At 52.1% G+C, this 11,899-nt stretch carries 10 protein-coding genes; 2 read left to right on the top strand and 8 right to left on the bottom strand.

What is annotated here, in order from left to right; translation table 11 throughout:
- Nucleotides 1-170: 170 nt before the first annotated feature.
- Genes MES37_RS21245 through MES37_RS21225 form a run of 5 tightly spaced genes read right to left on the bottom strand, consistent with a single transcriptional unit; the run spans nucleotide 171 to nucleotide 5,351 of the window.
- Entirely contained in the window at nucleotides 171-596 is a 426-nt protein-coding gene (locus MES37_RS21245) for an ion channel (protein ID WP_237932597.1), read from the bottom strand.
- A gap of 1 nt (nucleotide 597) precedes the next feature.
- On the bottom strand, nucleotides 598-1,620 hold the full coding sequence (locus MES37_RS21240; RefSeq protein ID WP_237932596.1) for a DUF2955 domain-containing protein: 1,023 nt from the start codon (nucleotides 1,618-1,620) through the stop codon (nucleotides 598-600).
- An 11-nt stretch (nucleotides 1,621-1,631) separates the two neighbouring features.
- Nucleotides 1,632-2,726: an HlyD family secretion protein gene (locus tag MES37_RS21235; protein ID WP_064548847.1), complete on the bottom strand. Its 1,095-nt coding sequence runs from the start codon at nucleotides 2,724-2,726 to the stop codon at nucleotides 1,632-1,634.
- On the bottom strand, nucleotides 2,723-4,246 hold the full coding sequence (locus MES37_RS21230; protein WP_064548849.1) for an efflux transporter outer membrane subunit: 1,524 nt from the start codon (nucleotides 4,244-4,246) through the stop codon (nucleotides 2,723-2,725). The genes MES37_RS21235 and MES37_RS21230 overlap by 4 nt, the downstream gene beginning before the upstream one ends.
- A complete protein-coding gene (locus tag MES37_RS21225; protein ID WP_064549019.1) occupies nucleotides 4,236-5,351 on the bottom strand; it encodes an AI-2E family transporter in 1,116 nt (371 codons plus the stop codon). The genes MES37_RS21230 and MES37_RS21225 overlap by 11 nt, the downstream gene beginning before the upstream one ends.
- Nucleotides 5,352-6,374: 1,023 nt before the next feature.
- Here MES37_RS21225 and yahO point away from each other — a divergent pair.
- Both yahO and MES37_RS21215 read left to right on the top strand, forming a co-directional pair.
- Nucleotides 6,375-6,653, top strand: a complete 279-nt coding sequence (yahO, locus tag MES37_RS21220) for a DUF1471 family periplasmic protein YahO (protein ID WP_064549020.1) — start codon at nucleotides 6,375-6,377, stop codon at nucleotides 6,651-6,653.
- A gap of 219 nt (nucleotides 6,654-6,872) precedes the next feature.
- Complete coding sequence (locus MES37_RS21215; protein ID WP_064548851.1) at nucleotides 6,873-8,333, top strand: TrkH family potassium uptake protein; 1,461 nt, start codon at nucleotides 6,873-6,875, stop codon at nucleotides 8,331-8,333.
- An 83-nt stretch (nucleotides 8,334-8,416) separates the two neighbouring features.
- Here the strand turns inward: MES37_RS21215 and MES37_RS21210 are convergent, their stop codons facing one another.
- The 3 genes from MES37_RS21210 to MES37_RS21200 form a co-directional block, all read right to left on the bottom strand.
- On the bottom strand, nucleotides 8,417-9,805 hold the full coding sequence (locus MES37_RS21210; RefSeq protein WP_237932595.1) for an amidohydrolase family protein: 1,389 nt from the start codon (nucleotides 9,803-9,805) through the stop codon (nucleotides 8,417-8,419).
- Between the two features lie 15 nt (nucleotides 9,806-9,820).
- On the bottom strand, nucleotides 9,821-10,771 hold the full coding sequence (locus tag MES37_RS21205) for a carbamate kinase family protein (RefSeq protein ID WP_237932594.1): 951 nt from the start codon (nucleotides 10,769-10,771) through the stop codon (nucleotides 9,821-9,823).
- A 110-nt stretch (nucleotides 10,772-10,881) separates the two neighbouring features.
- Nucleotides 10,882-11,899: xanthine permease (locus tag MES37_RS21200; RefSeq protein ID WP_237932593.1), on the bottom strand; the 1,018-nt coding region annotated here is incomplete at its 5' end.

Genomic DNA, 11,899 nt, shown 5'->3' with positions numbered 1-11,899 from the left:
ACAATAAATATCAATGAGTTACACAAAAAAAAGGTATGAAACTCGACATTCAATTAATCGTTATAATTTCAATAAATAAGGGGTGAGGAAGCGGGGGTTTTATTGCAGATATCGATGAAGATGTTCTCTTCATCGATATTGTTTTTCAAAGCGAAACGTCGATAATTAAATTATGCAGAGTGCCCAAATTGCTTGCGAATATGATGCTGTAAAACCGCCAACATACTGGCACCAGACAAACCAATCATCAGCGCACCATTTACCGCTTCCAGTGGGCCTAACAACTTCCATTCCGCGCTCATCACGATGTCACCATATCCCAGCGTGGCGAAGTTAACGCCCGAATGGTAAACGGCTTCTTGCAGGGTGGAAAACTCCCCCAGCCACAGGAACAATATTCCCCAGAGCATGATTTGCAGCAGGTTGCCGATCAGGACAATCATAATGATGCCGAACAGCGCCAGCACCCCAGCCACCATCCCCTCGCGCTGGTGAAAGTGTTTGATATAAAAGCGAATACAACCGATAGACACCCACGACTGCAACAACATATTCAGCAGGATGACAGGCATCCCGGTCAGTAAAACCAGTAACATATTAATCTCCAGGGGTGGCTTCCATCGCAGGCCGGCCACTCGGGTGCCAGCGCTCAAGAATCACAACACATGCCCAACCGTAGAGGGCAACCGCAACATACAAAGAACAACGCATGGCCGATGCCAGCCAGACATCTTTGCCGGAAGCGCTATCCTGAATGGCCGGGCCAAACAGGATGAGACAGGTTATCCAGGCGTTACTCCAGAAAGATGGCGTGAACCGGTTAGCCACCAGCCGCACCATGCGGCGTGCAACCCACAGGCTGACCAGCGCCAGCCAAAGCACCAACATCAACAGCGATGGCCAAATACTCAGCCCGAACCACAACACCACCGCCAACACCGCCCCCATCAGAGTCGAAAACACCAACTCTCTCCCCACCTGTTTGGCGGACAGCGTGTTGGTTTGCTGTGCCAGCATCACGGTTTTCATGACTGCCGGGATATAGAAAGCAGGATTGCTCAGGGCCAGAAGCCAGACGGGCATGACAATCAGCACCGCGCGAAAGGCCAACTGGTGTGGCGACTCAGGAGGCAGCACCACTTTCGCAGCCGCAGCCGGAGTGGGATGCGGCGGAAAGAGTGCCAGCGCAAAGCGGTTTACCACGGTGCCAATGATGATGCCCAGCCCCATCATCTGGGCTATGCCAATGGCTAGCGACTGTTCAATCAGACCGGCTATCGGAATGACGGTAAGTGCGGTAGTCAGTAACATTGCCTGCGTGCCTTTTCCCGCCAGCCCCATCAGCATCAGCAGATAAAGCAGCAAGGCAGTGAACAGCAGTGCAGGCATCGGATAGTGCGTCAGCAAAGGCACCATCAATACCCCACCAATCATGGTCGCCATTAGCACCACGCCAACGACAATCCCCTTTTTGATCGGTAACGGTTTGCCCTGGCACAGCACAATCCACGCCATGATGACCCCAAGATGGGGCATCGGTAGCGCCAGCCCATAACAGACCAGCGCCGCAACGGCGGTTCCGCTGCTAATTCTCAGTACCGCGCGATCTCCGTTATGCATGGTGCAGCACCTTAGTAGATATACGAGAAGAGGCTCATAAACCGTATGTAGATGCTACCTAAGAAGCTCATCAGGCCACTGCCATTGGCGTACACCAGCACATCGACTTGCCCACCCACCCGCAAACCTTCAACCGGTGGCAGGTCATCTTTAGAGAAGGCAATCTTCACCGGGAAACGCTGCGCCTGACGCAACCAATCGCGGTTATTGTCGACAGTTGGCAGCACGCCCGCAGGCTGGCTTTGCGCCGCACTAACGCCATAACCGATACTGCGTACCTGCCCTTTGAAGATATGCCCTGGCATACTGTCGAGCAGGATCGCCACTTCAGCACCCGGCTTCACATTGCCAATGTTGTTCTCCGTCATGTCGGCGCTAATCCAGACATCGTTAATCGCCACCAGCGTCATCACTGGTGCACCTGCACCAAGGAACTGGCCGATGTCAGTGCGCAGATCTGTCACCAGGCCTGGGTTGGTGGCAATGACTACGGTATTTTTGCGATCCAACTCGGCTTTGCGCACCGCAGAGCGAGCACTCAGAAGTTGTGAGTTGTTTTCACCGGCAATACCTGCGGCTTCAGTGGCACGGCGTAAATCGGCAGCCGCAGCCGCCATCTGGCTACGCGCGGTTTCACGAGTGGCTTGTGCGACTTCAAGACGGCGCACTGAAATCGTGCCGGGGTCTTCGCGGTACAGTCGTTCCTGGCGCTCAGCATCTTTGGCAGCATTCTGATAAGCCGCTGTCGCCGCTTGCAAACCCGCTTTGGCGGCGGCAATCGTTTCATTGTTAGCCTTGACCGAACTGAGCACGGTTTCATAGTCCGAGCGCGCTTTTGCCAGCGCGATGTCGTAAGGCTCAGGATCAAGTTCAAACAGCGGATCGCCTGGTGCCACCCGCTGGTTGTCCTTCACATACACTTTCTGGATCTGGCCGGAAACCTCGGCAGAGATTGGGATCACAAACGCCTGAATTCTGGCCTGCGAGGTATAGGGCGTGAGCCTGTCCGCCGCTAAATACCAGCAAAGCAGTAAAACGATCACGCCGAGCAGAGTGAAGACTCCGCGACGACTGGCTTTTCCCGCCGGGGATGAGGGTTCGGTCATTGCTGTTTACCTTCTTTAGAATCAGTTGCTGCAGGCAGAGGGGCATCAAGCAGAGGAACCCAGTCATCACGCTCACGTAAGTGGGCGTCTGTGGCTGAGTCAACCAATGGACGCTGACGCCCTTTTTCCCAACCGCCACCCAGTGCTTTGTAGAGGGTGATCAGATCACGCATCAGAGCACCCCGGCTGTTCACCAGACGTTCCTGTTGATTGAACAAGGCTCTTTGCGAATCCAGCACGCGCTGGAAGTCGGCCATCCCCTCACGATATTGCGTATTGGCGATATCCAGAGAACGGTTCGCCGCCTCCCCCGTTTGGGTCAGCAACTCGATTTCATCTTTGTCATTGGCATAGGCGACGGCGGCATCGTCAACTTCACGCGCGGCCTGGAATACGGTATCGCGATAGCGTTCGTGCAGTTGCAGGAAGCGGGCATCTTGCACCAGTACCTGGTTGCCCAGCCGCCCCTGGTCCAGCAGGTTCCAGCTGAACGTTGGCCCCGCAGCCCAGGACAGCGTGCTGCTGTCGCCATTACGCCCGTTAATCCCGACACTACCGATAAGCGAAATGGAAGGATAAAGTTCGCTTTCTGCCACACCGATTAGCGCCGACTGCGCAGCCAGTTGATTTTCGGCAACCCGCACATCAGGACGACGGCGTAACAAGTCGGCAGGTAGTTCGGAAACCAGCGCCAGATTGCCTTGCGGCAGCTCGCCAGTGTTGGTCGCCATTTCTGGTAGCGGGCCTGGTTTGCGCGCCAGCAATACGCTCAAGGCGTTCTGGCTTTGACGCAGGCTAGTTTCAAGTTGCGGAATGCTGGAAAGAGTCGACAAGTATTGAGTTTTCGCTTGTTGCACATCCAGCTCGGCACTGTTACCGCTGAGGAATAGCTTTTCGGTTATCTCGAGGCTACGCCGCTGAATTTTGGCGTTGCTCTGCGTGATATCTAACCGCGCTTCAAGCGTACGGATGTTCACATAAATCTGTGCCACCTGTGCGGCCATCAGCACTTGAATGTCATCGTACTGCGCAAGGGTTGCGAAGTAGCTCGCATCGGCAGATTCAACGCCGCGCTGGAACTTACCCCAAAAATCGATTTCCCAGCCCAAGTTGAAACCTGCGCCATAGGTGGTGCTGGAAATGTAGCGGTTATCACGACGCTGGCCGCCAGTAATCACCTCGCCAGTACCAATGGTCGCCTGCGGGCCAAGTAAGCTCTCGGCAATCCCTAATTGGGCGCGGGATTCTAACAGCCGCAGCCCGGCGATTTTCACGTCAGGGTTCTTGCGTAAAGCTTCGTTAATCAGCGCCGTCAGCGTCGGATCGTTGAGTTGGATCCACCACTGGTCGTAGTTCTGCGAGGATGTCCTGGAAGACATGCCTTTAGTTGTAGGTTGCCATTGGTTCATTTCCGGAACCTGTGGGGTTTTATAATCAGGCCCCAAAACAGTACACGCGGATAAGACCAGGCAGGCGCCCCCTGCTAACAGGGAGCGCCCAAAGCGACAATCATCGAGCATCTGTTCCGCTCACCGCCGCGCCATCTGGACCCTGGTTGACCCAGGCCATAAAGATACGATAACCAATGGACAGCAAGGTCGCACCAACGAACATGCCGAGGATCCCACTGGCTGCCATGCCTCCCAACGCACCCAACAGCACCACTGGCATCGGCGCATCTACACCGCGTCCCAGCAATAATGGTTTGAGCACGTTATCTGCCATACCCGCAATCACCAGCAGCACGGAGAAGATGATATTCATCACCGTACCGTTATCGCCGGTCATCCACATAATGGCGATAGCCGGAGCCGTCACCAGGATGACAGGAACCTGTGCGATACCCAGAATAAGCGCCAGGACAAAGAAGATCCCCACTGCAGGAATACCGGCAATCGCCATCACGACACCTGCCAGCAATGCCTGAATGAAGGCCACACCAATAACCCCCATCGCAACGGCACGAATGGTACTGGTACACAGTTTGGTCAATGCCATGCCGCGGCGTTCATCGGTGATACGCATAGCAATGCGTTCAGCACTCCTTGCACCCGGCGCACCCCAGGCCATCATGATACCGGCCACGATGAAGGAGAAGACAAAACCGATTAACCCACCACCCATACTAGCCAGCACACCAACAACCTGCTTGGTGATATCCCCTAACTGCGGGCGATAGTTGTTGATAAGGCCAGGTAAATCCGTCGAGGCTTTGCTCCACAATGCGTGAACTTTGCCACCGACCACAGGAATAGAAGCGACGTCAGCGGAAGGTGCCGGGATAACCAGGCTATCGCTGGTGGCTTTATCCACAACGCTACTTACGCTATCACCCAAAGAGCTGACCATGGCAACGGTTGGTGCCACGATCAACAACACGCCCAGTAATACCAGTACCGTTGCAGCCCTGCCTTGTTTTTCCCCCATTCGAGCTGCAAAACGCTGATGCAGCGGATACAGCGTGACCGCCAAAATTAGCGCCCACAGCAACATATTCATGAAAGGTGAAATGATAGTAAAACAGAAGGAACCTAGTGCCAGGATAAGACCGAGCTTGATGAACATATCCAGAAATCTGGCAACCAGTCTTTTTTCGACGACGGTGGATAGTTCGTTATTTTCCATGATGAGGTTATTCCAATTAATAGTGACCACGTAGTTATCCTGGCCGGACACAATAAAGGCAGGCCAGCCGATAACTGGTATTGCAATAAAATAGGTAAGTGTTATTACAGTAATAAGAATCAACTCAATAATGATTGAATTCATTCCACTATTTCCATGATAGAACAATCAGGCATTCTTGCAAAGAATGGAGCAGCAAGGATGAATGAACAGTTTAATATCTAATAACAAAGATAAAAAACCATTCAATATAATCGTATTTTCATTTCCCAGCAGCATTAACAACGAGACTTAAAACAATAATGCAGCGTTAAATCCTGTATGTAACCACTTGTTTAATGGTATGTGTTATGTAAGCAGTTGTAATACTCTCAAATCCGATAAAAATACTCCTAAAGAATTAACCCAATAGCATTTACCGCCCAACATACATAAGCGTTATATGGCATGTAATAGCTAATAAATTTGCCTTAAGGATAGATAAAACGTGGCATCAACCAGGCAAACTCAAACAATAGAATTACTTACCTCATTCCATTAGCAGGGTAATTAAAATTACCACCAGTAGCACATAACAATGCAATTTGTTTTTTATTTTTAATTAAACATTAATTATCTGGATTAAAATAAATTTATTATTTAGGAATTTTCATGGTGCCAACAATAAACATTGGCTCGCCAACTCTACAGTAAATCTAATGCACTGCCGCAGGTTGCTGATGAACATATTCTTCTGGAAACTTTAAAAAGTGCATTCTAATGCTGCTGACGCTCATCCTCCCTATAACTGCTCTTCGCAGGTCGCGCTAGCGCTAGCAACACCCGACAAGACCAGCATAAATGATTGTAGGTTTCTATTTTTACACCAAAATATCCGCTTTTCGGGGTGGCGAAATACGAAATCCTCGACCATAGTCTTAGGGTAGGGATTGCATTTTTTACTCTAAATAGACAACGCTGCAGGCAAACCTGCAACGGGAGCTATCAAGAGTCTATCTACCATTATCAAAGATGAGGTTTTTCATGAAGATAGCTAAGGGTATTTTGGTAGCATTAACTTTGGGTGCAGTATCATTCGGTGCAGTTTCAGCAGAGTTGCTGACGAAAGAAGCTTATAACGACCACAAAGATCAGTATGTGAAAGTCGGGACAATCACCACCAGTGGTGAAATGTCACCGAGCGACGCTAAAGACGAGTTGTCTAAGAAAGCGGATGCTCTGGGCGGCAAGTTCTATGTTGTCACCTCTGCGGACACCGAGAATAAAATTCACGGTACTGCGGACGTGTATAACAAGAAGTAATCACCGCTTCAGCTAATTAAGAATGGGCAACCACCGTGTTGCTCATTCTGTCCCACTCCAGCCCTTCTGCACAATAAACAACCATACGAATGCTCTCGTTAGCCATTCATTTCAAACTTCCGAATCTGCTTTGTCGCCAGATTCCCCCAAAATACCCTATACTTTGCCATCCGTACCTGATTGATATACCTGAATAACACAGGTATTTGGGTTTATCTGATGTATATATCAACCCGTTTTAGAATTGTGATCCACCTCTGCGCTTTTTTGGTGGTGCTCTACAGTTTGACCATGATTCCCCCCATGTTGCTGGCATTGATTGAGAAAGATCGCAGCCTGTTTGGTTTTCTTTATACGTTTATCATCACTTTTACGCTGGGAAGCATTGGCTGGGGATTAACCGGGCGCACAAATATACAGCTCGAAACACGTGATGGATTTATCATCATCGTGTTGTTTTGGCTGCTTTTTTCTCTTATCAGTGCAATGCCGCTATGGCTTGATGACAGCTACAATGTGTCGCTTGCCGATGCCATCTTTGAAGGTGTTTCGGGGATTACCACCACCGGAGCCTCTGTTTTTCACGATGTCTCAAGTTTGCCAAAATCGATTCTCTATTATCGCGCACAGCTCAATTTCGTTGGCGGTTTAGGGGTTATCGTGCTGGCCGTTGCGGTGCTGCCGCTGCTCGGTATTGGGGGGATGAAACTTTATCAGTCCGAAATGCCTGGACCATTTAAAGAAGAACGCCTCACCCCTCGCCTTGCTGATACCGCGAAAAGCCTGTGGCTGACTTACTTGCTATTGGGCGGTACTTGTACCCTTGCCTTCTGGCTGGCGGGAATGCCTTTATTTGATTCGCTTTGTCACGGCCTTTCTACCGTGTCACTTGGCGGATTCTCGACCCAAACAGACAGTATTGGTTTCTACAACAGCTACGCCATTGAACTGGTTGCTGGCGGGTTTTCGTTACTTTCGGCGATAAACTTTACGCTCTATTTTGTGGCGCTATCCCGCCGCAGCATTACCCCATTTATCAAGAGTGCTGAGCTGCGATTCTTCCTGATGATCGCCAGTATTGTCATTCTGATTATTACCCTGGAAGTGTGGCGAGCAGGTATGTACTCCTTGCCTGCGTCCTTCGTACACGCCTTTTTCCTCACCAGTTCGATGATTACCGACAACGGCCTGGCGACGGCGGATTATGCGTCCTGGCCGGTACACACCATCGTTTTGCTGTTGTCAGCCAGTTTTTTTGGCGGCTGTGTGGGGTCAACCTGCGGTGGGATTAAAGCGCTGCGTTTCCTGGTGCTATTTAAGCAAAGCCGCCATGAAGTCCATCAACTGGCACACCCGCGCGCCATTATGAGTATTCGTGTCGGGAACTCACCGGTGAATGACCGGGTATTGCGCTCGGTCTGGAGCTTTTTCTTCCTTTATGTGGTGTGCACCTGCTTCTTTATTTGGATGCTCAACTTACAGGGATATGACCTGTTAACCTCTTTCGCCACTGTTGCGGCCTGTATTAACAATATGGGATTAGGTTTTGGCGAGACCGCAGCAGGTTTTGGGACGCTAAGCGATAGCGCTAAATATTTGATGTGCGCCGCGATGTTATTGGGCCGACTTGAGATTTACCCGGTGCTGATTTTGTTCTCGAGGACGTTCTGGAGGAGTTAATTATCAGACAGAACGGGCGCTTATCCACCCTACAAACCCCATTCTGGGGTAGGTTGGATAAGCGCCAGCGTCATCCGACAAAATTACACGCTAAGCTCACCCCACACCAAATTGCCTTTATGGAAAGTGGCGGTGCGTGGCGAGATACGTGCGACGGCTTCAGCGGAACACGAGGCGTCCACTAACACGAAGCTGGCTTCATCTTGCGCTTTCGGCCACACGCGTTCGCCCTTGTCGTTAAGCGGCAGCACGTTGCCGGTGGCAATCGCCAGTGAACGGGAAAGATTCACTTCACTCACGCGCGTATAGAGCTGTGCATACAGGTTGGCTTTTTCCAGCATGTCGCCCAGGCCATACGGCGACCAGTGGTCGATAACGCTGTCAGTGCCGGTCATCACAAACACGCCCTTTTCTTGTAACTGCTTGAGCGGCATGTGCATAGTGCCAATCGGCACCGTTGAAGCGATGGTGATTTGCTGTGCGGCCATGCGCGTGGCAATTGCATCCACTTCTTGTTCGTTCATCACCGCCAGTGCAAACGCATGGCTGATGGTCAGCTTGCCTTTCAGCTCCGGGGTTTTCTCGACCGTTTCCACCATGTATTTCACCGCCGCAATGCCCGCAGGGCTGGTTTCATGCAGGTGAATATCAACGCCTTTTTTGTAGTCGATGGCTATCTGGAACATGGTATCTAACGATTTTTCCATCGCGCCGTCGACGTTGGTCGGGTCAAGCCCGCCAACGTAGTGCGCGCCCGCTTGCATTGCGTCACGCATCAGCTGCACCGAGTCAGAGTGCAGCAGACCGTGTTGCGGGAATGCGACAATTTCACAACTAAAGCCCGCTTTGCGACGCTCCAGAACCGCTTGCAGATTCTCCAGGTTCTTTAACCCGGAAACCGGCTCGACGTTGCAATGGCTACGCGCAATGGTCGAGCCTTTCGACTGAATCAAATCAATCAGCTTTTCTGCCCGTTCCTGAGTGACCGGTTGCAGTTCCGGCAGCAGTTTTTGCTCAAGGGCAATCATATCGAGGATGGTGGTGCCCGCCGGGCGGTTATGCACACGCCACGGGCCGCCGTAAAAGGTCTTATCAAGGTGAATATGCATGTCGCGCATCGCAGGCAGCAGCAATTTTCCCGAAGCGTCATAGTGCGCAAGCGTGGCGTCCGGGTGCTGTTTATTTGCGAGCAATGCCGCAATAACGCCGTCTTTGATTTCGAGTGTTTTTAGCTCAGTTTCGGTGCCCACCACATTCTGCCCGTCGCGGCGGAACCCGGCTTCCAGCAGAACGTTGTCGAGGTAATAGTGCGATTCTTTAATGGCGCTCATGCGATTGCCCGTCTCACAGGTTGTGGATGCTGGTTTTGCAGCATACGCCATGGAGCCCGTCGCGCCAAAGAGTGCGCAGGCGGCGGCAACTTTGCCGCTGCCGCTTAAAAATTCACGACGACTTTTTTCTGCATTATTCATCGAATTCTCCCGCTATTAAGCATTAACAATATGAGTCCCGGTTTCGCCACGCAGAGCTGCGGGTAATTTTTCAGGGGTGGTGATAATCACCCGTTTGCCGCCATTGCGCAGGAACGCCAGGCTTGCGGTAATTTTCGGTAGCATACTTCCCGGAGGGAAATGCCCTTCTTCGCTAAAACGCGCCATCTGCTCAACCGTCACTTCATCCAAAGCGCGCTGTTCCGGTTTGCCGAAGTTAATGCACACTTTCGCAACACCGGTGGTGATGACTAAGATGTCAGCCTTCACTTCGCGTGCCAGCAGTGCCGTAGAGAGATCTTTGTCGATGACTGCATCCACGCTCTGGTAATCGCCCTGTGCGGTGCGAATCACCGGAATACCGCCGCCGCCCGCACCAATCACCACAAATCCTTGTTTAATCAGCGCACTGATGGCATCCGCTTCGACAATACGCAGCGGTTCCGGTGACGCCACCACGCGACGGTATCCGCGCCCGGAATCCTCCACAAATTGCCAGTCAGGATGCGCAACTTTCAGCGCTTCGCACTGCGGTTCGCTAAAGAACGCGCCAATTGGTTTGGTTGGATGAGTGAAATTAGGATCATTGGGATCGACTTCCACCTGAGTGATCACGGTGACCGCTTTCTTGTCGCCGTGTTTCCCCAACTGGTTATTCAACGCTTGCTGAATCAAATAGCCGATGCCGCCTTGGGTATCCGCCACGCAGTTAGCCAGCGGCGTGAGCGGCAAGCCTTCTTTCTCATGGGCAATCTCTGCGCGGCGCAGATCCAGCCCCACCTGCGGGCCATTGCCGTGGGTCAGCACAATATCGTAGTCCGATGAGAGCATTTCCAGCACGGTTTGCGCGACTTCTTTGACGGCAATTTGCTGATGTTCAACCGACTGGCTGGCATTGTCTTTGATGATGCTGTTGCCGCCAATCGCCACTACCACGAGTTGTTTCATTATTTTTATCCTTTAGGGTACGGACGCCCTCACCCCGGCCCTCTCCCCCTGGAGAGGGAGAAAACCGGACAATTCCCTCTCCAGGGGAGAGGCTAGGGTGAGGGGGAGTATTAAACGGAGGTCGCAACCTCAGACGCCGCTTCACGCCTGTCCAGCACATGCTTCACCACAAACATTGCACCCATCATCAAATATGCGGTGACAAACATCAGCGAACTGCCCTGTGCAAAGCCGACAATCGGTGCGTGAATCACACCAAACAACGCCAGCAATGCGCCGACGGCTGCCGCAATTGCGCCGCGTAACGGCTTGTTGATAATGGCGAAGATAGCCACGCAACCCCACAACATACTGGCGAGCGGTGCGCCGTTGCCCAAATGTACCAGGCCTTGATAAAACACGCCTTTATGCGCCAGGGTCTCAAAGCCGATTTTCGCCGCCGACGTCCCTGCCGCCGCCATCACGCTATTCACCATGGTCAGCGCCCAGTTGGCTATCCACGGGAACAGGCAGATGAAGATAACCGGTACCTCTATTTTCGGCGTTTCGCGCACCACCTGGTTGGCGGTCACTACGCCGATAAACACCAGAATCGGTACAATCGCGGTCATCGGAATAATGGCGAGCATGAACGCGCCGAGGCCAAACAACGGCACGATAAACATCGTCACACCGGACGCCAGCGTATAGCCAATGCTCGCACCCATCGCTTTCCAGCCAGCATGGCCGACGTATACCGTGACCGGGAACGGATTCCCCATCAGGCAGCCAAGCGTGGAGGCCAGGCCGTTGGTCAGCATCACTTTGCGGGTGTTATATTCATCACCTGCCGCGTGGGCGCTCTCGATGTTTTCCAGGTCAAAAATGTAGTTCGCCAGCCCCAACGGAACCGCCGACGCCAGATAAGGCAACGCGTGCGGCAATCCTTGCAGGAAGCTATCAACATGAATCGACGGTGGGTTAAAGCCGAATGATGACATCGATGCTTTGATGGCTTCCGGACTTTGCAGGCCAGAAACCCACGCCAGCGCAGTACCAGCAATCAGCAGTAATAAACCCGTTGGAATGCGGGCAAAAATCGGTTTTTTGCCAAACCAGTTGATGAAGATAAGCAGCAGTACGATGAAG

The organism is Buttiauxella sp. S19-1 (assembly GCF_022134725.1).
GTDB lineage: Bacteria > Pseudomonadota > Gammaproteobacteria > Enterobacterales > Enterobacteriaceae > Buttiauxella > Buttiauxella ferragutiae.
This window is presented reverse-complemented; position numbering and strand designations above follow the sequence as displayed.

Coding starts and splice junctions, on each gene's coding strand:
- MES37_RS21245 (WP_237932597.1), bottom strand. CDS start 596: ATGTTACTGGTTTTACTGACCGGGATGCCTGTCATCCTGCTGAATATG.
- MES37_RS21240 (WP_237932596.1), bottom strand. CDS start 1,620: ATGCATAACGGAGATCGCGCGGTACTGAGAATTAGCAGCGGAACCGCC.
- MES37_RS21235 (WP_064548847.1), bottom strand. CDS start 2,726: ATGACCGAACCCTCATCCCCGGCGGGAAAAGCCAGTCGTCGCGGAGTC.
- MES37_RS21230 (WP_064548849.1), bottom strand. CDS start 4,246: ATGCTCGATGATTGTCGCTTTGGGCGCTCCCTGTTAGCAGGGGGCGCC.
- MES37_RS21225 (WP_064549019.1), bottom strand. CDS start 5,351: ATGGAAAATAACGAACTATCCACCGTCGTCGAAAAAAGACTGGTTGCC.
- yahO (WP_064549020.1), top strand. CDS start 6,375: ATGAAGATAGCTAAGGGTATTTTGGTAGCATTAACTTTGGGTGCAGTA.
- MES37_RS21215 (WP_064548851.1), top strand. CDS start 6,873: ATGTATATATCAACCCGTTTTAGAATTGTGATCCACCTCTGCGCTTTT.
- MES37_RS21210 (WP_237932595.1), bottom strand. CDS start 9,805: ATGAATAATGCAGAAAAAAGTCGTCGTGAATTTTTAAGCGGCAGCGGC.
- MES37_RS21205 (WP_237932594.1), bottom strand. CDS start 10,771: ATGAAACAACTCGTGGTAGTGGCGATTGGCGGCAACAGCATCATCAAA.